Annotated in this window: 20 protein-coding genes; 4 read left to right on the top strand and 16 right to left on the bottom strand. The window is 71.2% G+C overall.

Features of this window, described 5'->3' with window-relative positions:
* Nucleotides 1-492: 492 nt before the first annotated feature.
* The 15 genes from tyrS to infC all read right to left on the bottom strand — a co-directional run bounded on the left by tyrS (nucleotide 493) and on the right by infC (nucleotide 16,888).
* The gene (gene tyrS, locus ACLBWP_RS17995) at nucleotides 493-1,809 is read right to left on the bottom strand and encodes a tyrosine--tRNA ligase (protein WP_447656208.1); all 1,317 of its coding nucleotides are present in this window, start codon (nucleotides 1,807-1,809) and stop codon (nucleotides 493-495) included.
* Between the two features lie 109 nt (nucleotides 1,810-1,918).
* Nucleotides 1,919-2,578, bottom strand: coding sequence for a DNA-3-methyladenine glycosylase (locus tag ACLBWP_RS18000; RefSeq protein WP_447656209.1), 660 nt, complete (start codon nucleotides 2,576-2,578; stop codon nucleotides 1,919-1,921).
* Nucleotides 2,575-4,044: an argininosuccinate lyase gene (gene argH / locus ACLBWP_RS18005; protein WP_447656210.1), complete on the bottom strand. Its 1,470-nt coding sequence runs from the start codon at nucleotides 4,042-4,044 to the stop codon at nucleotides 2,575-2,577. Before argH ends, ACLBWP_RS18000 begins: the two co-directional genes overlap by 4 nt.
* A gap of 139 nt (nucleotides 4,045-4,183) precedes the next feature.
* Entirely contained in the window at nucleotides 4,184-5,380 is a 1,197-nt protein-coding gene (locus ACLBWP_RS18010; RefSeq protein WP_243562810.1) for an argininosuccinate synthase, read from the bottom strand.
* Between the two features lie 26 nt (nucleotides 5,381-5,406).
* A complete protein-coding gene (gene argF, locus ACLBWP_RS18015) occupies nucleotides 5,407-6,333 on the bottom strand; it encodes an ornithine carbamoyltransferase (RefSeq protein WP_447656211.1) in 927 nt (308 codons plus the stop codon).
* On the bottom strand, nucleotides 6,330-7,556 hold the full coding sequence (locus tag ACLBWP_RS18020; protein WP_447656212.1) for an acetylornithine transaminase: 1,227 nt from the start codon (nucleotides 7,554-7,556) through the stop codon (nucleotides 6,330-6,332). The genes argF and ACLBWP_RS18020 overlap by 4 nt, the downstream gene beginning before the upstream one ends.
* Nucleotides 7,553-8,593 (bottom strand): acetylglutamate kinase, encoded by a 1,041-nt coding sequence (gene argB / locus ACLBWP_RS18025; RefSeq protein WP_447656213.1) that lies wholly within the window; start codon nucleotides 8,591-8,593, stop codon nucleotides 7,553-7,555. Before argB ends, ACLBWP_RS18020 begins: the two co-directional genes overlap by 4 nt.
* A complete protein-coding gene (gene argJ / locus ACLBWP_RS18030; protein ID WP_243562992.1) occupies nucleotides 8,593-9,744 on the bottom strand; it encodes a bifunctional glutamate N-acetyltransferase/amino-acid acetyltransferase ArgJ in 1,152 nt (383 codons plus the stop codon). Before argJ ends, argB begins: the two co-directional genes overlap by 1 nt.
* Before the next feature lie 62 nt (nucleotides 9,745-9,806).
* On the bottom strand, nucleotides 9,807-10,904 hold the full coding sequence (locus ACLBWP_RS18035; RefSeq protein WP_447656214.1) for an N-acetyl-gamma-glutamyl-phosphate reductase: 1,098 nt from the start codon (nucleotides 10,902-10,904) through the stop codon (nucleotides 9,807-9,809).
* A gap of 74 nt (nucleotides 10,905-10,978) precedes the next feature.
* Entirely contained in the window at nucleotides 10,979-13,471 is a 2,493-nt protein-coding gene (gene pheT, locus ACLBWP_RS18040) for a phenylalanine--tRNA ligase subunit beta (RefSeq protein ID WP_447656215.1), read from the bottom strand.
* Nucleotides 13,471-14,511 (bottom strand): phenylalanine--tRNA ligase subunit alpha, encoded by a 1,041-nt coding sequence (gene pheS / locus ACLBWP_RS18045; protein ID WP_447656216.1) that lies wholly within the window; start codon nucleotides 14,509-14,511, stop codon nucleotides 13,471-13,473. Before pheS ends, pheT begins: the two co-directional genes overlap by 1 nt.
* Before the next feature lie 90 nt (nucleotides 14,512-14,601).
* The gene (locus ACLBWP_RS18050) at nucleotides 14,602-15,450 is read right to left on the bottom strand and encodes a TrmH family RNA methyltransferase (RefSeq protein WP_243562816.1); all 849 of its coding nucleotides are present in this window, start codon (nucleotides 15,448-15,450) and stop codon (nucleotides 14,602-14,604) included.
* A 95-nt stretch (nucleotides 15,451-15,545) separates the two neighbouring features.
* Entirely contained in the window at nucleotides 15,546-15,932 is a 387-nt protein-coding gene (rplT, locus tag ACLBWP_RS18055) for a 50S ribosomal protein L20 (RefSeq protein WP_243562817.1), read from the bottom strand.
* A gap of 28 nt (nucleotides 15,933-15,960) precedes the next feature.
* Nucleotides 15,961-16,155 carry a 50S ribosomal protein L35 gene (gene rpmI / locus ACLBWP_RS18060; RefSeq protein WP_017887976.1) on the bottom strand — a complete coding sequence of 65 codons (195 nt, stop codon included), beginning with the start codon at nucleotides 16,153-16,155 and terminating at the stop codon, nucleotides 15,961-15,963.
* A 61-nt stretch (nucleotides 16,156-16,216) separates the two neighbouring features.
* Nucleotides 16,217-16,888 carry a translation initiation factor IF-3 gene (infC, locus tag ACLBWP_RS18065; protein WP_447656217.1) on the bottom strand — a complete coding sequence of 224 codons (672 nt, stop codon included), beginning with the start codon at nucleotides 16,886-16,888 and terminating at the stop codon, nucleotides 16,217-16,219.
* Nucleotides 16,889-17,172: 284 nt separating this feature from the next.
* On the opposite strand from infC, the gene ACLBWP_RS18070 reads away from it, so the two are divergent.
* The gene (locus ACLBWP_RS18070; RefSeq protein ID WP_243562819.1) at nucleotides 17,173-17,538 is read left to right on the top strand and encodes a DUF1844 domain-containing protein; all 366 of its coding nucleotides are present in this window, start codon (nucleotides 17,173-17,175) and stop codon (nucleotides 17,536-17,538) included.
* 127 nt (nucleotides 17,539-17,665) lie between these two features.
* Here the strand turns inward: ACLBWP_RS18070 and ACLBWP_RS18075 are convergent, their stop codons facing one another.
* The gene (locus tag ACLBWP_RS18075) at nucleotides 17,666-18,967 is read right to left on the bottom strand and encodes a maltokinase N-terminal cap-like domain-containing protein (protein WP_447656218.1); all 1,302 of its coding nucleotides are present in this window, start codon (nucleotides 18,965-18,967) and stop codon (nucleotides 17,666-17,668) included.
* A 136-nt stretch (nucleotides 18,968-19,103) separates the two neighbouring features.
* Between ACLBWP_RS18075 and ACLBWP_RS18080 the strand changes: the two genes are divergently transcribed.
* The 3 genes from ACLBWP_RS18080 to ACLBWP_RS18090 all read left to right on the top strand — a co-directional run bounded on the left by ACLBWP_RS18080 (nucleotide 19,104) and on the right by ACLBWP_RS18090 (nucleotide 23,418).
* Complete coding sequence (locus ACLBWP_RS18080) at nucleotides 19,104-20,192, top strand: MaoC/PaaZ C-terminal domain-containing protein (protein ID WP_447656219.1); 1,089 nt, start codon at nucleotides 19,104-19,106, stop codon at nucleotides 20,190-20,192.
* Nucleotides 20,193-20,264: 72 nt separating this feature from the next.
* Nucleotides 20,265-22,136, top strand: coding sequence for a glycoside hydrolase family 2 protein (locus ACLBWP_RS18085; RefSeq protein ID WP_447656220.1), 1,872 nt, complete (start codon nucleotides 20,265-20,267; stop codon nucleotides 22,134-22,136).
* 64 nt (nucleotides 22,137-22,200) lie between these two features.
* Complete coding sequence (locus ACLBWP_RS18090; protein ID WP_447656221.1) at nucleotides 22,201-23,418, top strand: mannosyltransferase family protein; 1,218 nt, start codon at nucleotides 22,201-22,203, stop codon at nucleotides 23,416-23,418.
* Nucleotides 23,419-23,433: the final 15 nt, after the last annotated feature.

The following is a 23,433-nucleotide window of genomic DNA, read 5'->3' on the forward strand; positions in this document are numbered from 1 at the left end:
TTGGCATTGACAATGTGCACGCTGTTGAGTTCTCAAGGACCAGACGCACTCCCCACTCGACCCCACGAAGAGGTTCCGCCAGAGAGGCATTCGTTCTTGGTTCGACCACCGATGTTCGTCGACCCAGAGTCTGGGTCAGTGGCTCATCCCGAGGGAGAGAACCGGTGGAGTAGTCATCCTAGGCGTCGGAGCCGTCCAGCGCAAGGCTAGAGCTGATCTCCTGTGGAGGATGGTCCCACTTGAGGGCCGACGTGCTCTGGGCTTTCGCTCCAGCCGCTCCGCCGCACCTTTGGGGTGACGAGAGGAAACATTACGGGCGGGGGCCGGGTAGCGCCAACCCATGCCACATCCCGGGCGTGTCGCATCCTGCAACAGGTCCGAGCACGCAGGCATCAGGCCCGAGCGAGCAGGCACCAGGCCCGGGAACGCGACGACGCCCGGCGCCGCGGTGCGTGGGCACTGCGGGAACCGGGCGTCCTGGACGGGGACGGGTCAGCTCGTGAGGGTCACACCGGCCAGGGTCTTCTTGCCTCGGCGCAACACGACCACTCCCCCGGGCAGAGCGATCTCCGCCAGCACGGCGGTCGGGTCGTCGGCGCGGGTGTTGTTCACGTAGACCCCGCCCTGGTCGATCGCGCGACGGGCCTCGCCGAGGGACTTCACCAACGCGGTGTCGACGAGCGCCTTCGCCAGGTCGGCGTCGGGCGTCAGGGTCACCGACCCGGGGAGTTCCGCGACGGCCGCTCGGAGCGTGGGACCGTCGAGCGCCGCCAGGTCGCCGTTGCCGAACAGGGCCGCCGACGCATCGATCGCCGCCTGGGTCGCGGCGACGCCGTGCACGACGGACGTGACCTCGTACGCCAGTGTCCGCTGCGCTTCGCGCCGGAACGGTTCGTCGGCCACCGCCTGTTCGAGCCGTTCGATCTCGGCACGGCTCAGGAACGTGAACTGCCGCAACCGGGCGATCACGTCGGCATCCGTGGTGTTGAGCCAGAACTGGTACATGGCGTACGGCGAGGTCATGTCGGCGTCGAGCCAGATGGCGTTGCCCTCGCTCTTGCCGAACTTCGTGCCGTCCGAGTTCGTGATCAGCGGCGTCCCCATCGCGTGCACCGTGGCACCCTCGGCACGCCGGATCAGCTCGGTGCCCGACGTCAGGTTGCCCCACTGGTCGGAACCACCCGTCTGCAGCGTGCACCCGTACTGCCGGAACAGCTCGCGGTAGTCCATGCCCTGCAGGATCTGGTAGCTGAACTCGGTGTAGCTGATGCCCGAGTCGGAGTTCAGTCGCGCTGCGACCGCGTCCTTCTTGAGCATCGAGTTCACGCGGAAGTACTTGCCGACGTCGCGCAGGAAGTCGATCGCGGACATCGGCGACGTCCAGTCGAGGTTGTTGACCAGCCGCACACCGTTCTCACCGTCGGGACTGAGGAACCGCGACACCTGCTCCTGCAGCCGACTCACCCAGTTGGCGACGGTCTCGCGGGTGTTCAACGTGCGTTCGGCCGTGGGCCGGGGATCGCCGATCAGGCCGGTCGACCCCCCGACGAGCGCCAGGGGCTTGTGGCCGGCGAGCTGCAACCGACGCATGGTCAGCAGCTGCAGCAGGTTGCCGCAGTGCAGCGACGGTGCCGTCGGGTCGAAGCCGCAGTAGTACGTGATCGGGTCACCGTCGAGGGCCTCTTGCAGCGCGGTCTCGTCGGTCGAGACCTGCACCAGACCACGCCAGCGCAGTTCGTCCCACACCGAGGCGAAGGTGGGGTCGTTCTGCTGGCGCGTCAGGACATCGGGATCGGTATCACTGGACACCCGCCAATCGTAGCGGGGACCCGCCGGACCGGAGGCTCCCTGCACGGTGGGCCCCCGCCGCCGGTTCCGGCGCGACGCGCCAGCGGCGGGCCGGCCGTGCCGGCGGGGATCAGTCGAGGGCGCGTGGGTGCCGTCGGTACGCCGACACCGTCGGCTCGTCCCGCAGGGCGAACCGCCACGGGAAGGCGGTGCCGCCGGCGATGCCGGCCACGCCCGTACGCGGCGTGCGCAGGATCGCGGGGTCGGACGCGAGCTCGTCGAGGACCGCAGCCGGTCCGACGGCACGGAGCCGCGCCTCCAGACCGGGTTCCAGGGTGAGTCGGAACGGTCCGGTGCCGTCGACGATCGACGTGCCGTCGTCCTCGCCCAGGACCGCCCCCGCCGCGCTGCCCAGGTTGCCCGGGCCGCGCGCGAGCTGCACGTCGGACCCCCCTTGGCGTCGGGAGCGTGCGAGCTCGATGCCGTCGACCACCTCGGCCCCGCGCAGCAACGATCCCGACGACGTGCCCTGTGGCGCGCTCACCACGTTGATGCAGGTGTGGATGCCGTACGAGCGGTAGGCGTAGAGCGTGCCCGGCGGACCGAACAGGTGGCGGTTGCGCGGGGTCGGCCCGCGGTGGCCGTGCGAGCCCGGGTCGGTCGCGCCGGAGTACGCCTCGACCTCGGTGATGCGCAGCGTGACGCCCCGGCCGGACAGCGTCGCCCCGAGGAGCGCCGGGGCACTGATCGGCGCGGGTTCGGCCAGCACCCGGAGCAACGCGTCGTTCACCGCGTGAAGGGGGCTCCGGCGGCCAGGTCGTGCACGCGCTGGGTCAGGCCGGCGAGCTGTTCGGCGACCCGGTCCGGTGCGGTGCCGCCGACACCGGTGCGGGACGAGACGCTGCCCTCGATCGTCAGGACGGCGCGCACACCGGGCGTCAGGTGCTCGGAGACCGCGGCGTACTCGTCGTCCGTCGGGTCGTCGAGCTCGATGCCGCGCTGTTCGCAGTACTGCACGAGCGCGCCGGAGACCTCGTGCGCGTCGCGGAACGGCACCCCCTGGCGGACGAGCCACTCGGCGACGTCGGTCGCCAGCGAGAACCCCTGGGGCGCCAGCTCGGCCATCCGGTCGGTGTCGAAGGTCAGCGTCGCGATCATGCCCGTGAACGCCGGCAGCAGGACCTCGAGCGTGCCGACGGAGTCGAAGACGGGCTCCTTGTCCTCTTGCAGGTCGCGGTTGTACGCCAGCGGCAGGCCCTTGAGCGTCGCGAGCAGGCCCGTCAGGTTGCCGATCAACCGACCGGACTTGCCCCGCGCGAGCTCGGCGATGTCGGGGTTCTTCTTCTGCGGCATGATGCTCGACCCGGTCGAGAACGCGTCGTGCAGCCGGACGAAGCCGAACTCCTTGGTGTTCCAGAGGATGATCTCCTCGGCCAGACGCGACACGTCGATGCCGATCTGCGCGAGGACGAACGCGAACTCGGCCACGGTGTCGCGGCCGGCCGTGGCGTCGATGGAGTTCTCGGCGGGTCGGGCGAACCCGAGCTCGTGGGCGATGGCCGTCGGGTCGAGTCCGAGCGAGCTGCCGGCCAGGGCACCGGCGCCGTACGGGCTGACGCCGGCGCGACCGGCCCAGTCGCGCAGCCGTTCGAGGTCGCGCACCAGGGGCCAGGCGTGCGCGAGCAGGTGGTGTGCGAGCAGGACCGGCTGCGCGTGCTGCAGGTGCGTGCGGCCGGGCATGATCGCGCCCGGGTGCTCGCTGGCCTGCTGGCTGATGGCGTCGACGAGGTCGATCACGAGGTGTCCGATGCGCCGACCGTGGTCGAGCATGTGCATCCGGCCGAGGGTCGCGATCTGGTCGTTGCGGCTGCGTCCGGCGCGGAGCTTGCCGCCGAGCGCGGGCCCGACGTCGGCGATGAGCAGCCGTTCGAGCGCGCCGTGGACGTCCTCGTCGGTGTCGTCGGGCTGCAGGGTGCCGTCGGCGTGCGCCGCGTCGAGACGGTCGAGGCCCGCGAGCATCTGCTCGAGCTCGTCGACGGTCAGGTAGCCGGCGGTCTGCAGCGCCCGGGCGTGGGCACGCGAGCCGGCCAGGTCGTACGGCGCGAGCTGCCAGTCGAAGTGGGTGGACCGGGACAGGGCGGCGAGCTCGGGGCTCGGCCCGTCGGCGAACCGGGCGCCCCACAGCGCGCCCTGGTTGGTGCCGTCGGTCTTGGTGTGCTGGGGCTCCGGCCGGGAGGCCCCGCTTGCGTCCGTCATGTCGTCCTGCGTCGTGTCGTGGGCGGTCTGGTTCGTGGGTCGCGCGGAGCGTGGGTCGCGCGGAGCGTGGCGGAAGCGGGTCGGGCCTCCGGACCGGTCCGGACGGCGCGACCAGCGGGTCGCGCCGTCCGGGGTCGGCTCAGTTCGCCAGGTCGCGGCGGGCGGAGATCTTGGACGGCAGCGACCAGATCTCGATGAAGCCCTTGGACAGCGACTGGTCGAACGTGTCACCCGTGTCGTAGGTCGCCAGGTCGAAGTCGTACAGCGACTGCTCACTGCGACGGCCGGTGACGGTCGCGCGTCCACCCTGCAGCTGCAGGCGGATGTCGCCCGACACGTACTGCTGGGTGTCGTCGATGAAGGCGTCGAGGCTGCGCTTGAGCCCGCCGAACCACAGGCCGTCGTAGACCAGGTCGGCCCACTCCGACTCGACACCGCGCTTGTAGCGGTTCACGTCACGCTCGAGGGTCAGGCTCTCGAGTTCCTCGTGCGCGGCGATGAGCGCCATGGCGGCCGGGGCCTCGTAGACCTCGCGCGACTTGATGCCGACCAGGCGGTCCTCGACGACGTCGATGCGACCGACGCCGTGCTTGCCGGCCAGGGCGTTCAGTTCCTGCACGATGCGCAGGACGCTGAAGCGCTGCCCGTCGATCGCGACCGGCACGCCCTGCTCGAAGGTGATGGTGACCTCGTCGGCCTCGCGCGGGATCGCCGGGTCCTGCGTGTAGGCGTAGAGGTCCTCGATCGGTGCGTTCCACGGGTCCTCGAGGAACCCGGTCTCGACCGCGCGACCCCAGACGTTCTGGTCGATCGAGTACGGCGACTTCTTGCTCTGCAGGATCGGCAGGTCGTGCTCTTGCGCGTACACGATCGCCTTGTCGCGGGTCAGCGCGAGGTCACGGACCGGAGCGACGCTGGTCAGGTCGGGGGCGATCGCGGCGACCGCTGCTTCGAAGCGGACCTGGTCGTTGCCCTTGCCGGTGCAGCCGTGCGCGACGCTGTCGGCGCCGAGCTGCTTGGCCGTCAGGGCGAGGTGCTTCGCGATGAGCGGACGGCTCAGCGCGGACACCAGCGGGTAGCGCTTCTGGTACAGCGCGTTCGCCTTGAGCGCCGGCACGAGGTAGTCGTCCGCGAACTCGTCCTTGGCGTCGATGACGACCGACTCCACCGCGCCGCAGTCGAGCGCGCGCTGACGGATGGCGTCCATGTCCTCGCCGCCCTGGCCGACGTCCACCGCCAGCGCGACGACGTCCTTGCCGGTGGCGTCCTTCAGCCATCCGATGCCGACGGAGGTGTCGAGGCCTCCGGAGTACGCCAGTACGACGCGATCTGCCATGGGTCTTCTCCTTGGGGTGGTGGTTGTCAGTTGTTGGCGGCGAGGAGCCAGGCGAGCAGTGCCTTCTGGGCGTGCAGACGGTTCTCTGCCTCGTCCCAGATGATGCTGCGCGGGCCGTCGATGACCTCGGCGGTGACCTCGAAGCCCCGGTCGGCGGGCAGGCAGTGCATGAACACGGCGTCGTCGGCGGCGTGCGCCATCATCGCGTCGTCCACGCGGTAGTCCTTGAACGTGTCGAGTCGCTGCTGCTTCTCGGCTTCCTTGCCCATGGACACCCACGTGTCGGTCACGACGACGTCGGCGCCGGCGACCGCGGCCACCGGATCGGTCACGACCAGGACGGACCCGCCCGTCTCGGCGGCACGGTGCTCGGCGTCCGTCACGACCTGGGCCGCGGGGCTGAACGCGACCGGGCTGCCGACCCGGACGTGCATGCCGGCCGTGGCCGCCGCCAGCAGGTAGGACTGCGCCATGTTGCTCGCGCCGTCGCCGACGAAGGCGATGGTCTGACCTGCCAGCGCACCGCGGTGCTCGCGGATGGTGAGCAGGTCGGCCAGCAGCTGGCACGGGTGGAAGTCGTCGGAGAGCGCGTTGACGACCGGGACCGTGGTGCCCTCGGCCATCTCCTCGAGCCCGGCCTGGCCGTAGGTGCGCCAGACGATCGCCGAGACCATCCGTTCGAGCACGCGGGCCGTGTCGGAGGGGGTCTCCTTGCCGCCGAGCTGGCTGTTCGCCGTCGAGATGATGAGCGGGCTGCCGCCCAGGTCGCTGATGCCGACGTGGAAGGACACCCGCGTGCGGGTCGACGACTTGTCGAAGATCACCGCGACGCTCTGCGGGCCGGCCAGCGGCTTCGCGCCCCAGCGGTCGCGCTTCATCTCGACTGCCAGGTCGAGGACGGCGGACTGCTCCGCCTGGGTCAGGTCGTCGTCACGGAGGAAGTGGCGGGTCATGCGGAGGGCTCCTGGTGGGCGTCCTGGACGGAGGCCATGCTCTGGGCGAGGATCGCGAGGAACTCGTCGATCTCGGCGTCGGTCACGATGAGCGGCGGCGCGATGCGCAGGCTCGACTCGTTCGGGGCGTTCACGATCAGGCCACGCTCGAGCGCGGCCGCGGCGATCGCGGCTGCGACCGGGCGGTGCAGTCCCACGCCGATGAGCAGACCGCTGCCGCGCACCTCTTCGACCAGCGGCGAGCCGATCGCGGCGATGCCGATCCGGATGCGCTCGCCCTTGGTGACGGCCGACTCGACGAGCCCGGCGCGCTCGATCTCCTCGAGCACGGCGTTCGCCACGCGGGTGCCGAGCGGGTTGCCGCCGAACGTCGAGCCGTGCTGGCCGGCCGAGAACAGGTCGGAGGCCCAGCCGAACGTGACGAGCGCCGCGATCGGGAACCCGCCGGCGATGCCCTTGGCCACCGTGATGGCGTCCGGGACGACCCCCTGCTGCTGGAACGCGAACCACGATCCGGTGCGTCCGACACCGGTCTGGATCTCGTCGAGGATCAGCAGCGCGTGGTGCGCTTCGGTCAGACGCCGTGCGGCCGCCAGGAAGCCCTCGGGCAGGTCGACCACGCCGGCCTCGCCCTTGATCGGCTCGATGATGATCGCGGCCACGGTGTCGTCGATGGCGTGCTCGAGTGCTGCGATCGAGGTCTCGATGTGCTCGACACCCGGCAGCATCGGCAGGAAGTCCTCTTGCAGCGCGGGCTTGCCGGTGAGCGCGAGCGCACCCATCGTGCGGCCGTGGAACGCCTGCTGCAGCGCGAGGATCTTGGTCTTGCGCCCGTCGGGGCCCCGGTTCAGCCGGGCGAGCTTGAACGCTGCCTCGTTCGCTTCGGCGCCGGAGTTGCCGAAGTACACGCGGCCCGCGTCGCCCGCGCCCGAGATGCGCTTGAGGCGCTCGGCCAGTTCGAGCTGCGGGGGCGTCGCGAAGTAGTTCGAGACGTGCACGAGCTTGGCGGCCTGGTCGGCGATCGCGTCGACCAGGACCGGGTGGGCGTGCCCGAGCGAGTTGACGGCGATGCCCGCCAGGAAGTCGAGGTACTCGTTGCCGTCGACGTCCCAGACGCGGCAGCCCTGGCCGCGCTCGAGCATGATCTTCGGCGGTGTCAGGGATCGCATGAGCGACGCCCCGAACCGGTCGTTCCAGGTTGCGGTCTGCGTCTCGGTGGTCACCGTGCGGTCCCCTTCGTGTCGATGGTGTCAGCGTTTTGCGGGTCGTTCGGGTGCTGGATCGGGCTGGCTGGGCCGCGTCGGCCGATCTCGGCGTGGGTGTTCTGGTTCTCGGTGCGTCGGCTCGGGTCCGGGATCACCTCGGTGCCCGCGCCGCGGAGCGTGAAGACCTCGAGCAGGATCGAGTGCGGGATCCGGCCGTCGATGATCGTGGCGCCGCCGACCCCGCCGACCACGGCGTCGAGGCAGGCGGTCATCTTCGGGATCATCCCCGACTCGAGCGAGGGCAGGAGTGCCCGGAGCTCCTCGACCGCGATCAGGTCGATGATCGAGTCGCGGTCGGGCCAGTTGCGGTACAGCCCGGGCACGTCGGTCAGCATCATGAGCTTCGACGCCCCGAGCGCGATCGCCAGGGCCGCGGCCGCCGCGTCGGCGTTCACGTTGAGCGCCTGGTCCGGGTGGGCGTCATCGACGGCGATGCTCGACACGACGGGGATCTGGTTCGCCCGGATCGCCGCCAGGACCCCGGACGGGTCGACATGGGTGATGTCGCCGACGTGGCCCAGGTCGAAGTGCTCGCCGTCCACGACGACGCCCTTCTTCTCGCCGGTGAACAGCGACCCGCCGTCGCCGGACACCCCGACGCCGATGCCCGAGCCGTGCTCGTTCATCAGGTCGACGATCTCGCGGTTGACCTCGCCGGCCAAGACGTCACGCACGACCGTGATCGCCTCGGTCGTGGTGACGCGGTACCCGCCGCGGAACTCGGACTGGATGCCCTGCTCCTTGAGCGCAGCCGAGATCTGCGGCCCGCCGCCGTGCACCACGACCGGGTGCAGGCCGGCGTAGCGCAGGTAGACCATGTCCTCGGCGAAGGCCCGCTTGAGGTCGTCGTTCACCATCGCGTTGCCGCCGAACTTGACGACGACGATCTTGCCCGAGAACCGCTTCAGCCACGGCAGGGACTCGATGAGAGTCGCGGCCTTGACGGCGGCGAACTCGTGTTCTTCCTGTTTCGACAGGGCGTCTCCGGCGCTCATCAGCTGGAGTACGCGCTGTTCTCGTGGACGTAGTCGTGCGTCAGGTCGTTCGTCAGGATGGTCGCCGCGTACGGCCCCACCCCGAGGTCGATCAGCACGTCTGTGTCACGCGGAGTCAGGTCGACCTGGTCGCTCGGACGGTCGGGGGCGCCGGCGTGGCAGACCCGCACGCCGTTCATCGAGACGTCGACCGCGTACGGGTCGAACTCCGCGTCGGTGGTGCCGATCGCGGCCAGGACCCGACCCCAGTTGGGGTCGTTGCCGAAGACGGCTGCCTTGAACAGGTTGTTGCGCGCGACACTGCGGCCCACGGTGACCGCGTCGTCCTCGGAGGCGGCACCGACCACGTGGATCGCGATGTCGTGGCTGGCACCCTCGGCGTCCTGCTGCAGCTGGCGGGCCAGGTCGGCGCACACGACGGTCAGGGCTTCTTGGAAGTCGCCGACCTCGGGGGTGGTGCCCGAGGCGCCGGACGACATCAGCACGACGGTGTCGTTCGTCGACATGCAGCCGTCCGAGTCGACCCGGTCGAAGGTCACCCGGGTGGCCGCACGGAGTGCCTGGTCGAGTTCGTCGGAGCTGAGCAGCGCGTCGGTGGTGATCACGACGAGCATCGTGGCCAGACCCGGGGCGAGCATGCCCGCGCCCTTGGCCATGCCGCCGACGGTCCAGCCGTCCTCGGTCACCTCGGACTGCTTGGCGCGGGTGTCCGTCGTCATGATCGCGGTCGCAGCGTCCGGTCCGCCGGTGTCCGACAGGGCGTCCGTGGTCAGGGCCACCCCGTGCAGCACGTGGTCGCGGAAGGTCTGGTCACCGACGCCGATGAGTCCGGTGGAGCACACGACGACGTCGCCGGCCCCGATGCCGAGGGACTCGCCCACGGCCTCGGCGGTCAGGTGCGTGGTCTGGAACCCGAACGGCCCGGTGAAGCAGTTGGCCCCGCCCGAGTTCAGGAAGACGGCTCGCGCGACACCGTCACCGACGACCTGGCGCGACCAGATGACGGGATGGGCCTGCGCGCGGTTGCTGGTGAACACCGCAGCGACCGCCGCCTGCGGGCCGTCGTTCACGACGAGCGCCACGTCCGGGGTGCCGCTCGCCTTGAGCCCGGCGGTCGCGCCGGCAGCGCGGAAGCCCGCCGCTGCGGTCACGCCCTGTGTGCCATTGACGGACTGGAGGCTCGTGGGCACGTCGGCCCTGTTCGTTGCGTCGGTCACGGTGCGACTCCGTCCACGCTGAGGCCGAGGGTCTCGGGCAGGCCGAGTGCGATGTTGGCGGACTGCACCGCAGCGCCGCCGGTTCCCTTGGCGAGGTTGTCGAGGGCCGTGATCGCCACGACCCGGCCCGCTGCTTCGTCGACGGCGATGCCGACGAGCGCGGTGTTCGCCCCGATGGTGTCGGCCACCCGGGGGAACTCGCCCTCGGGCAGCAGGTGGACGAAGGGCTCGTCGGCGTAGGCCTGTTCCCAGGCGAGCCGCACGTCGCGCGCGCTGACCCCCGGCGCGAGCTTCGCCGTCGTCGTCGCCAGGATCCCCCGCGCCATCGGGACGAGCACCGGCGTGAACGAGATCGTCACGTCCGAGGCACCCGCGGCCCGCAGGTTCTGCTGGATCTCCGGGACGTGCCGGTGGGTGCCGCCGACCGCGTAGGCGCTGGCGGAGCCCATGACCTCGGCGGCCAGGTACGTCGGCGCGAGCTTCCTGCCGGCACCCGAGGGGCCCACGCTGAGCACGGCGACGATGTCGTCGGACTGCACCAGGCCGGCCTGGATGCCCGGTTGGATGCCGAGTGTGACGGCGGTCACGTTGCACCCGGGCACCGCGATGCGCTTGGTCGTGGCGAGTTCGGCCCGCTGCCGGCTCTGGGCCACGATGTCGTCGACGTCGCGCCACTCGTCGGCGGAACCCGGAGTCGGTGCCGCGTGCAGGAGCTCGGGCAGGCCGTAGGTCCATGCGCCGAACCAGTCGCCCCCGTAGAACGCTTCCCACGCAGCCGGGTCGGTCAGCCGGTGGTCGGCACCGCAGTCGACGACCAGGGTGTCCGCGTCGAGCTCGGCGGTGATCGCCCCGGACTGGCCGTGCGGCAGGGCGAGGAAGACCACGTCGTGCCCGCGCAGCGTGTCCGCCGTGGTCTCGACCAGCGTCAGGTGCGCCAACGAGCGGAGGTGGGGCTGCGTCGCGATGAGCGGCTGCCCGGCGTTCGAGAACGCGGTCACCGTCCGGACGTCGAACTCGGGATGCGCCGACAGGATGCGCAGCAGCTCACCGCCTGCGTAGCCGCTGGCTCCCGCCACGGCGACGGATACGGACATGGGATTCCACCTTTGGTCGGACGATTCGTCGAGGATCGGAGGCGGCGGCCCCGTGCGGTGCTGTCCCAGGGGGATCAGTCGCGCAGGGTCGCCCCGAATCGCTCGCCGGCACGTCGGACGGCGCCGTCACGGGCCACGGAGGCCTCGGCAGCGGTCAGGGTGCGGTCCGTGGCACGGAAGCGCAGCGCGAACGTCAGGGACTTCTGTCCCTCGTCCACGCCGGAGCCCCGGTAGTCATCCACGAGGCGAGCATACTCCAACAGCTCTCCGGCGCCAGAGCGCACCTCGTGCAGCACGTCGCCCGCGGGGACGTCGACCCCGACCACCAGGGACAGGTCCTGCGTGGCCGCGGGGTAGGTGACGATCGGTGCGACGGAGACCGACTCGGGGACGGCGGCGATGACCGCGTCGAGGTCGATCTCGACGACGGCGACCACCCGCGGCAGGTCCGATGCGGCAGCCAGTTCGGGCAGCAGTTCGCCCGCGACACCGACCACCGTGCCGTCGACGAGCAACGCGGCAGCGCGGCCCGGGTGCAGCGACGGGTGCGACGTCTGCGCGACGGTCAGCTCGGTGCCTGCGGCCCACGCGATCGTGCGTGCCACGTCGAGGGCGTCCGCGATGCCGAACGGTTCGGGCAGGACCCCCGGCTGCTTGACGAGACGGTGCCCGAGGAGCAGTGCCGACACGTGGAACGGCTGGGCGGGCAGGGCCGCGTCGAGGCCGGACAGCACCTCGGCGCCCGGGTGCGCGGCACCTGCGGGCACCTGCGCCGTGCCGAGTTCGGCATCGGCGACCGGCAGGAACACCCGCGAGGTCTCGTACACCGCCACGTCGACCAGCCCGCGCGAGGTGTTGCGTCGCGCGACGTCGACCAGGGCCGGCAGGCCGCTGCGGCGGAGCAGGTTCTGCTCGCTGTCCAACGCGTTCGCGAGCACGACGGCCGGCCCGCCAGCCGGGTCGATGCCCGGGTAGGCGGCGGTCGTCATCGCCGAGACGAACGGCGCCGTGACGACCTCGACCAGACCCGCGGCAGCCAGTGCGGCCGCGACACGACGGCGCGCCTGCTGGTGGGCGGTGAGGCCGCGCCCGGGAGGGGCGACCGGCAGCACGCTCGGGATGCGGTGGTACCCGACGATGCGCGCGACCTCTTCGACCAGGGTCGTGTCGTCCGTCAGGTCCGGGCGCCAGGTGGGCGGGGTGACCGTGAGCTGCTCGCCGTCCGCCTGCACCGTGGCGCCGATGGCACGCAGCGTGTCGACCACCTCGGACTCGGTGTACTCGACGCCGACCAGCTCGGCCGGACGCGACAGGCGCATCGACACCGGGGGGCGACCCGTGGTGTCGACGAGCGTGGAGCCGAGGGCGTCCGCCGTGCCGCCAGCGAGCTCGACGAGCAGCTCGACGGCCCGGTCGGCAGCGGCTTCCGCCACCAGCGGGTCCACCCCGCGCTCGAAGCGCTTGGACGCCTCGCTCGGCAGCTTGTGTCGCCGTGCGGTCCGGGCGATCGACACCTGGTCGAAGCCGGCGGCCTCGATCAGGACGTCGGTGGTGCTGGCGGTGATCTCCGTGCGCGCACCGCCCATCACGCCGGCCAGGCCGACGGGACCGTCGTCGTCGGTGATGACGAGGTCTTCCGGGTCGAGCGTGCGGGTGACGTCGTCGAGCGTCGCCAGGGTCTCGCCGGCGGCAGCGCGACGGACACCGAGTCCGCCGGAGACCGTGTCGAGGTCGTACCCGTGCAGCGGCTGGCCGAGCTCGAACATGACGTAGTTGGTGATGTCGACGGGGAGCGAGATCGAGCGGACGCCCACCAGCGACAGGCGCGACACCATCCACGCCGGTGTCGGGCGTGCTGCGTCGATGCCGCGGACCACGCGGGTCACGAAGGTGCTGGACCCCGCGCGACCGCGGATGGGCGCGTCGTCCGTGATGGTCACGTCGAACCCGCTGGCGTCGTGACGGGGCACGCGGTCAGCCGGGTCGTGGAACGACGCACCGGTGGCGTGCGCGTACTCACGCGCGACACCACGCAGGCTCATCGCGTAGCCGCGGTCCGGCGTCACGTTGATCTCGACCGCGGCGTCGTCGAGGCCCAGGAGCGCGATGGCGTCTTGACCGACGTCGGGGTCCATGCCGAGGTCGGCGAACCGCAGGATGCCGTCGTGCTCGTCGCCGAGCCCGAGTTCGCGCGCCGAGGCGATCATGCCGTCGGACACGTGCCCGTAGGTCTTGCGTGCGGCGATCGGGAACGGCCCGGGCAACACGGCGCCGGGCAGCGTCACGACGACCTTGTCGCCGACGTCGAAGTTGTGCGCGCCGCAGACGATGCCGCGGGGTTCGGCTTCGCCGACGTCCACCTGGCACCAGTTGATGGTCTTGCCGTTCTTCTGCGGCTCGGGGACGCGTTCGAGCACCCGACCGACCACGACGGGTCCGGTCAGGTCGAAGGTGTGGACCGCTTCTTCCTCGAAGCCGACCGAGACGAGCGCCGCATGGACGTGCTCGAGCGTGACGTCGTCGGGCAGGTCGACGGATTCGCCGAGCCAGCGGAGTGGGACGCGCATCAGACCACCGTTCCGAACTGCTGCGAGAAGCGGAGGTCGCCCTCGAGGAAGTCACGCATGTCATTCAGGCCGTTGCGGAACTGCAGCGTCCGCTCGATGCCCATGCCGAAGGCGAAGCCCTGGTACTCGTCCGGGTCGATGCCCGCCGACCGCAGGACGTTCGGGTTGACCATGCCGCAGCCACCCCACTCGACCCACCGTGCGCCGCCCTTGGCGTTCGGCTGCCAGACGTCCATCTCGGCGCTGGGCTCGGTGAAGGGGAAGTAGTTCGGGCGGAGCCGGATCTGCGCTTCGGCGCCGAACATCTGGCGCGCGAAGTGCTCGAGCGTGCCGCGCAGGTGCGCCATCGTCAGGCCCTTGTCGATCGCGATGCCCTCGACCTGGGTGAAGACCGGCAGGTGCGTGGCGTCGAGCTCGTCGGCGCGGTAGACCCGGCCCGGTGCGATGACGTAGAGCGGCAGCTCGCGCGACAACAGCGACCGCACCTGCACCGGCGAGGTGTGCGTGCGCATGACCATGTGCCGGTCGACGGGCTCGACGAAGATCGTGTCGGCCATCGCCCGCGCGGGGTGGTCGGGGTCGAAGTTCAGCGCGTCGAAGTTGAACCACTCGTGCTCGAGCTCGGGGCCTTCTGCCACTTCCCATCCCATGCCGACGAAGATGTCGGCGACGGTCTCGTTGAGCAGCGACAGCGGGTGCCGCGAACCGGGCGTCCGGGTGGACGGCAGGGCGGTGACGTCGACGCGCTCGGCGTCGAGTCGGGCGCGTTCTTCGGCCTGGGCGAGCACGGACTCCTGCTCGGCGACCGCACCGTTGACCCGTCCGCGCGCCTGTCCGACGAGCTTGCCCGCCTGCGCCTTCTGCTCTGGCGGAACACTGCGCATCGAGGCGTTCATGCGCGCGAGCGTCGACTGCTCACCCGTGTGCTCGGCCCTGGCCTGCTTGAGCTCGGCGACCGTCGTGGCGGCACGGACGGCGGCGAGGGCCGCGTCGACCGCGTCGGCGACGGCCGATTCGCTGATCTCGAGAGGTTCTGACACGGTACCCAAGCCTACCGGCCCCTGGGATACCGCCGTCCTGTACTGCACGGACGGTGGAGCGACGGCGACCGCGCCCCTGCTGTGGAGGAGTCAGGCCGAGCGGAGCGCGAACGCCGACTCGTACAGACACACCGACGCCGCGGTCGCCAGGTTCATCGACTCGGCCGCGCCGTAGATCGGCACCTTGACCGCGCGGTCGACGGACGCCAGGTCCTCGTCCGTCAGCCCGCGGGCCTCGTTGCCGAACACCCACGCCGTCGGCCCGTCCAGCAGCCCCTCGGCCCGGACCGCCGGCAGGTCGTCGCCCGACACGTCGGCCGCCAGCACCGTGTAGCCCGCGGCCTTGGCCCGCGCGACGGCGTCCTGCAGCGAGACGCCGACGGACACCGGCACGTGGAACAGCGAACCCGTGGTCGACCGGACGACCTTGGGGTTGTAGGGGTCGACGCTCCGCCCGGTCAGGACGACCGCATCGGCGCCGGCGGAGTCGGCGGCACGGATGATCGTGCCGGCGTTGCCCGGGTCGCGCACCTCTTCGAGGATCGCGACCAGTCCCGGCAACGGACGGTTCGTTGCGGGGTCGACCCGGGCCTCCAGGCCGGTTGCACCGGGGTCGGGGAAGACCTGCCGCACCGACGTCGGGAACTGCTGGCAGACGGCGACGACGCCCTGCGGCGTGACCGTGTCGGCCATCGCGGCGAGGACCTGCTCGGTCACGAACCAGGTGTCGACGGGCGCGTCCCCGAGGTCGTAGCGCTCGGCCGCGGTCGGCGTGACGTAGAGCTCGCGCAGCAGTTCGGGCGCGTACGCGATCGCCTCGCGCACGGCCTGGGGCCCTTCGAGCAGGAACAGCCCCGTCTCGGCGCGGACGTCCTTCTTGGACAGGGCAGCAACGGCCTTGACGCGTCCGGCACGGGGGTTCTCGAGGAGATCAGTCACGGCACCAGTGTCGCAGCACGTCGGGGGCTCCGCGTGCCCGCATGCACGAAGCCCCCGTTCCGCGGACGGAACAGGGGCTTCGGTGGACGCGATGACTACGCGGCGGCCTTGGGGGCCGAGGTGTCGGCCGGCAGGGCCTTCTTGGCGGTCTCGACGAGCGCGGCGAAGGTGTCGGCGTTGTTGACCGCGAGGTCGGCCAGGATGCGACGGTCGACCTCGACGCCGGCCAGGTTGAGACCCTGGATCAGGCGGTTGTAGGTCAGGCCGTTGGCACGGGACGCAGCGTTGATGCGCTGGATCCACAGGCGACGGAACTCGCCCTTCTTGGCGTGACGGTCACGGTAGGCATAGACGAGGGAGTGGGTGACCTGCTCCTTCGCCTTGCGGTACAGACGCGAACGCTGGCCGCGGTAGCCCTCGGCGCGCTCGAGGATGACGCGGCGCTTCTTGGCGGCGTTGACCGCTCTCTTCACTCTTGCCATTGCAGTGTTCCTTTACGAATCCGGGGGCTCAGTGGCCGAGGAGCTTCTTGACGTTCTTCGCGTCACCCTTGGAGAGGACCTGGTCCTCGTTGAGGCGGGCCTTGCGCTTGGACGACTTGACCTCGAGGTTGTGACGCATACCGGCCTGCTGCTTCATGATCTTGCCGGTGCCGGTGACCTTGAAGCGCTTCTTCGACCCGGAGTGGGTCTTCTGCTTGGGCATGGTGGTGCCTTTCCGTGGGATGGATGGGGAGCCGCGTCGTTGCGGTGGTGGTCGGGAGGACCTATTCGGCCGCGGACTCGGCGGTGGCCGGTTCCTGCGACTCGGCCGGGGCCGCGTCGTCCGGCTTCGCCTTGGTGGCGTGCTCGGTCGCCCGGCGCTCGGCCTTCTCGGCTGCGCGCTTGGCGTTCTGCTCGCCCTTGACGTCGGACTTGTTCTTGAGCGGAGCGATGATCATCGTCATGTTCCGGCCGTCCTGCGTGGGTCGGGACTCGACGACGCCGAACTCGGCGATCTCCTCCGCGAACTTCTGCAGCAGTCGGACACCCTGTTCCGGACGCGACTGCTCGCGGCCACGGAAGAGGATCATCGCCTTCACCTTGTCGCCACCGAGGAGGAACCCCTCAGCGCGCTTGCGCTTCGTCTCGTAGTCGTGCACGTCGATCTTCAGGCGGAAACGGACCTCTTTCAGGTCGGTGTTCACCTGGTTGCGGCGGGCTTCCTTGGCCTTCTGAGCGGCTTCGTACTTGAACTTGCCGTAGTCCATGATCTTGGCCACGGGCGGCTTCGAGTTCGGCGCGACCTCGACCAGATCCAGCTCGGCTTCCTGCGCGAGGCGCAGTGCGACGGCGATGGGGACAACGCCGACCTGCTCGCCCTGGGGTCCGACAAGACGGACCTCGGGGACGCGGATACGGTCGTTGGTACGGGGATCGGGAATGCGGAGCTCCTTCAATCAGTGGTGGCCGTCCGGGGCGTTTGCCTGGACGACGGCACGAGAGGAGATCTGACGCACGGATCGAGACCCGTTCGGCAGCCGCCCGACTCCTGCTCGTGACTGCAGCAGGACTGTCGGACGCTGACGCCCGACGGAGCGGTGGTGACCCGGTAGCCTGGTGGTTCGTGGCCGCGGGTGGGAGTGACTCCTCTTCGTGATGCTGTCAGGAGTCCGGACCGATCCAGAGGAACGATCAGGGCGCACGGCAGCATCTGCCGCGTCGAGTCTAGCAGAGGAGCACCGTGACCGACACCCCATCCACCGACCCCACGACCGCCGACGCCGTCGACGACGCCGCTCGGGACATCTCCGAGGTGCCCGCGGTCGAGCTGATCAACACCGTCGCGGTGCACCTGCTCAGCGCCGCGGCCGTCAAGGTCGGCCTGGCCGACGACCCCGAGCAGCAGACCGACCTGGACGAGGCGCGCAAGCTGATCACCGCCCTGGCCGGGTTGGTCACCGCTGCGGCGACCGAGATCGGCGACCAGCACGCCCGTCCGCTGCGCGACGGTCTGCGCTCGGTGCAGCTCGCTTTCCGCGAGGCCTCGGCCATCCCCGATGCGCCCGGCGCGGGACCCGGCGAGAAGTACACCGGACCGGTCAACTGACCTGACGGACCGACTGGCGCGGCCCGCTCAGCGGTGACGCGCCAGCGTCACGCGGGCCGCGCCGACCGAGCCTGCGAGGGAGGTGTGGCGGCGTCGCCACGGGCCTCCAGTCCGTCAGGGGTCGGGTCTACCGCGTCGCGAGCCGCTCGACGGCGGCCACCGGGATGCCGACCCAGGTCGGCCGGTTCCGGGCCTCGTAGACGACCTCGTACACGGCCTTGTCGAGCTCGAAGGCGTCGAGCACCGCGCGGTGCGACCGCACGTCCGCCCCGATGCCGCGGGCGTAGCCGTCCAGGAACGCCTCGCGGGCCTCGTGCGCCCAGGCCGCGGCGTCCACGGGGTCGGGGTCGTGGGCCAGCGCGCCGGCGACGTAGTCGAACGAGCGCAGCATGCCGGCGACGTCACGCAGGGGGACGTCGGGCAGCGAGCGCTCGTGCAGGGGGCGGAGCGGTTCGCCCTCGAAGTCGAGGAACACCCAGCCGCGGGGCTCCGGTGCGGAGAGCACCTGCCCGAGGTGCAGGTCGCCGTGGATGCGCTGCAGGTCGGGCCACCGGGCGTCGGCGGCACGCGCGTAGACGGCGCGGACGGCGTCGGCGTGCTCGGCGATCTCCGGGACCTCGGCCGCGGCCGTCTCGAGGCGCTGCAGCATCGTCGTGCGGGCCTGCTCGATCCGCTCGGCGGTGGCGGGTTCGGTCGGCATCGCGCCGGCCAGGGTGACGTGCACCTCGGCGAGCGCCGCACCGAGGCGGTCCGCTCCGGCGGCGAACGAGTCACCGCGGCGGGCGTCCTCGAGCGCGACGCGCCAGGCGTCGTCGAGCCCGGGCAGGAACTCCTGGGCGAACGCCAGGTGGCCGCTGGCGGTGCCGTCCGGGCGGCCGGTGTCGGGCCAGACACCGCGCAGGGCGCCGAAGACACGGGGCACACGGGCTGACCCGGCGGCCGAGAGCGCCTGCTGCGTCGTGACGTCGGGGTTGTCGCCGTGGTGCAGCACGCGGAAGACCTTGACGATGACGGTGCCGTTGTCCTCGGTGTCGCAGATGATCGAGGTGTTGGACTGCTCGCCACGCAGCACCCGGGCGCTGCGGACCGTCCCCATCGGCGCGAGGGACTCCGCACCGTGGTCGATCGCCCCGAGCAGCCACCGCGCGTACGCGGGGTCGTGCGGACCGTCGTACGAGGGCAGCACGTCGGCGTCGGCGTCGTCCGTGGTGATGCGGGCGTGCTCGAGCTCGGGGACGGGCTGCTCGTGCTCGGTGACGGGCACCTGGTACAGCACGGAGCCGGTCGACGCGTCGTCGATGACGAAGCGGGTGAGCACCCGGGCCTCGTCGGTGCGCTCGTCGAGTTCGGCGATCGTGCGGAGGGCGGGGACACCCCCCTTCGATGCGTACCAGCGTTGCCGGGAGATCCACTGCGCGACGTCGGTCATGGATCAGGAGGCTACGCGAGGGCGGAGCGCCGAGTCTCAGGCTCTCCCTCCTCCACAGTCAGTCGAGACCGTCGAGCGGTCCACAGTCCGGCCCGTGCCGCCGTCCCGCCGGATGCCCGAGACGACACTGATCCGCATGGAGACCACCACCCTCGACCCCCTGGCCGACCCACGACGGACCTGGCGGATCCCGGACGACCGGCGACTGCCCGTGCTCGAGCACCACGCCGACGACGTCCGTCGTCTGCCCGCTGTCACGGTCCGCGAGACCCTGTGGGACACACCCGACCGGGCCCTGGCGTTCGCGGGCATCGAGCTGCTGCGGGCGGAGCCGGACGACGACGCCCCCGGCTCCGACGGGTGGAGCGTCGATCGCGGCCAGGGCCCGACGCCGGTCGACGGTCCGCGCGACCGGCCCCCGCGAGACCCGGTCGAGCGGGTGCTGCGCGGGCGGGCGCTCGAGGTCGTCCGGATCCGCGAGACGACGACCACGCTCCTGCGGGCCCACGGGCGCGACGGCCGGTTGCACGCGGAGCTGGCGGACGTCCGCGTGGACGAGGGCGATCCGGGGACGACCATGCTGCGCAGTGCCCGGTGGTGGGCGCTGACCGACGACGGCGCCCCGTCGTCGGTCCTCCGGGCGATCGAGCGTGCGGTCACCGAGGCGGCGGACGACGACGGCCGCGGTCCGGACGACCCGGTCCCGACCCTGGCCCCGGTCAGGCGCCCGGCGCCGACGGATGCATCGGGTCGGTGCGAGGATGAACGCGTGCCGCACTACCTCGAGGACCTCGCCGCCGGACAGACCTTCACGACCCCGGGTCGCACCATCACCGAAGCGGACGTGGTGTCCTTCGCCTCGTGGACGAACGACAACAACCAGGTGCACACCGATGTGGAGTTCGCGTCGCGCACACGCTACGGCCGGCGGATCGTGCACGGCATGCTCGGAGCGTCGCTCTGCGTGGGCCTCATCGCCCGCACCGGGGTGTTCGAGGGCTCGGCGGTGGCCCTGCTCGGCATCGACCAGTGGCGCTTCACGGCTCCGGTGTTCATCGGCGACACCGTGACGTGCCAGGTCGAGGTGCTGTCCACCCGCCTGACCAGCTCCGGCACGACCGGGATCGTCGAGCGGATGGTGACGCTGCGCAACCAGCACGACGAGGTCGTCCAGCACGGCCGGATGGACGTCATGGTGCTGACCCGCGCGGCCGCCATCGCCTGAGGCACAGGTCGGGTCGACGACAATCGACGGCACCCTCTTTACAACGATGTACACAGTTGCCAGCATGGAGGCATGAGCATGCTCGACGGCATCGTCGCCGCCCCCACCAGCACCCCGGACCGGACCCTGCCGCGCGCGAGCCGCCAGGACGGCTCGTACCCCCGCCCCCAGATGCTCCGTCCGGACTGGGCCGACCTGGACGGCACGTGGTCGTTCCGGAACGACGGCGACGACCCGGCCTGGCGCTCGGGCTTCCCCGACGCCCGCGACATCGTCGTGCCGTTCCCGCCCGAGTCGGTCGCGTCGGGCATCGACGAGCCCGGCTTCCACCCGGTGGTCTGGTACTCGCGCACCCTGTCGCGCGCTGACATCGACGCCGCCGGCTCCGGCCCCGCGGCGCCCAGGCTCGTGCTGCACTTCGGTGCGGTCGACTACCGCGCGACGGTCTGGATCGACGGTGTGCTGATCGGCACACACGAGGGCGGCCACACCCCCTTCTCGTTCGACGTGACCCAGGCGCTGACCCTGGGGGCGACCGAGGGGGACCTGCACACGCTGGTCGTCCGCGCCGAGGACGACCCGCACGACCTGACGCAGCCCCGCGGCAAGCAGGACTGGCACGAGGACGCCCACGCGATCTGGTACCGCCGCACGACCGGCATCTGGCAGACCGTCTGGCTCGAAGCCGTCCCGGCGGTGGCGGTCGAGCACCTGCGGTGGACGAACCTCGACCAGGCGACGCTGCGTCTCACCGTCCGTCTGCACGGCGTCCGGACCGGCGGCGAGCGCCTGCGTGTCGAAGCCGTGTGGCACGACGACGACCGGGTCGAGCACCTGGCGACGGTGGAGTCGACGATCGGCGACACCGCGACCGAGTTCGACGTGCTCGTCCCCGTCGCGCGCCAGGCGAACGGGCAGGCGCAGGACGAACTCTTCTGGACGCCCGACACCCCGCGCCTGGTCGATGCGACCGTCACCCTGCTCGGCCCGGGCGGCGCGGTCGTGGACACCGTCGCGTCGTACTTCGGCGTCCGCACGGTCGGCATCGACGGTCCGCGGTTCCTGCTGAACGGTCACGCGCAGGACGTCCGGAGTGTGCTCAACCAGGGCTACTGGCCGGACTCGCACCTGGCGGCGCCCTCGCGACAGGCGCTCCGGCGCGAGGTCGAGCTCATCAAGGAACTCGGGTTCAACGCCGCGCGGAACCACCAGAAGATCGAGGACCCGCGATTCCTGTACTGGGCCGACCGCCTGGGACTGATGGTGTGGGGCGAGACTGCGGGCGCGTACGAGTTCTCGCCCCGCGCGGTGCACCGGCTGATGCGCGAGTGGATGGATGCCGTCGAGCGTGACGCCTCGCACCCGTCGATCATCACCTGGGTCCCGGTGAACGAGAGCTGGGGTGTGCAGGAGATCCGGACGAACGCGGCGCAGCAGGCCTACGCCCGCTCGCTCGCCGACGTCACGCGGGCGCTCGACCCGACCCGACCCGTGGTGTCGAACGACGGGTGGGAGCACGTGTCCTCGGACATCATCACGATCCACGACTACGAGGGCGTCGGCGAACGACTGGCGCGCACGTACGCGGACGATGTCGCACGCTCCGCGCTCGTCGGCGGGATCGGTCCGGCCGACCGCCGGGTCCTGGTCGGCGGCGCCCAGGACCACGGCCAGCCGGTCATGCTGACGGAGTTCGGCGGCGTGGACTACCAGCCGGGTGGACGCCGCGAGGACGGTTGGGGCTACACCTCGGCGACCGACGGGGACGACTGGGTCGAGCGCATCACCGCGCTGTACGACGCGGTCCGCGCGAGTTCGTTCCTGGTCGGCTCGTGCTGGACGCAGCTGACCGACACCATGCAGGAGACGAACGGACTGCTGAACGCCGACCGCACCCCGAAGGTGCCGATCGAGCAGATCCGGCGCGCGGTCACGGGGCACTAGCAGCCACCAGGCCCGTGCCGGCACACACGCGAGGTCACGGTCGGTGGTCTGAGAGGATCAGGCCGTGACGAGCGTGTCGGAGTCGAGCCGGGCCTCCCGTGCGGACCGCACGCGACGGACGCTCCTGCACGGCCCGCACAGCCGCTGGACGGCGCCGCTGGCGATCTGGGCGGCCTCGCGCGTCGTCAGCACCGTGCTGCTGGCGACGGTGTTCGTGCTGGCGACCGCGAACGGGTGGCATTTCGCCTCGCACCGCCAGGATCCGTCGTTCTTCACGTTCTCGGGGTCGTGGGACGCGTCGTTCTACCGGACCATCGCCGAACACGGGTACCCGAGCTCGTTGCCGACCGATGCCGCCGGGCACGTGCAGCCGAACCCGTGGGCGTTCCTGCCGGTGTTCCCCGCGGTGGTACGGGCGCTCATGACGGTCACGGGCGGGTCGTTCTGGGTCGTCGGCGTGGTCGTGTCGACGCTCGCGGGGGCCGCCGCGTGCATCGTGCTGTACCGGCTGGTGCTGGCGGTGGGGTGCTCGCACCGGGCGCGGTGGGCGACGGCGCTGTTCGCGTTCGCGCCGACGGGGTTCCTGCTGCAGGTCGCCTACGCCGAGTCGACACTGCTGCTGCTGGTGTTCGCGGGGCTGCTGGCGCTGGTCCGGCGTCGGTACTGGCTGGTCGGTGTGTTCGGCGTCGTCGCGGCCTTCACGAAACCCGGGGTGCTGGCGCTGGCCGTCGCGCTCGCGGTGCACCTGGTCGTGCGGTGGGCGCGGGAACGTCGGGCGATGCCCGTGCGGGACGCGGTCACGATCGCCGTCGTCGGGGTGGTCGTCGCCGCTGCCGGGCTGGCGTGGCCGGTCGTCGCCTCGGTCGTGACGGGCCGACCGGATGCCTACCTGGACACGGAACTGTCCTGGTGGGTCGGGTACGTCGGACGGCAGCACTTCGCCCCGCTCACGCCGTGGTTCGTGATGGCCGGGACGTGGCTCGGACCGGTCGGCATCGGCCTGGTCGTCGTCGTGCTGCTCGGTGCGGTGTGGTTCTTCCGGCGACGGGACGTCCGCGCGCTCGGGCCGGAGGTGCTCGGGTTCACGGCCTCGTACGCGCTGTACCTGGTCGCGGTGTTCCTGCCGCAGCAGAGCCTGCCGCGACTGCTGCTGCCGATGGCGCCGCTGCTCGGGTCGGACGTGTTCGTGCGGACGCGGCGGCGGGCGGTGACGTGGCTGCTCGTCGGGGTCGGGCTGCAGCCGGTGGCGATCGTGCTGCTCTGGTTCCTCGGGTACCCCTGACGCGGGCGGCCGGTC

It is taken from the genome of Microbacterium sp. M1A1_1b, from assembly GCF_053345565.1.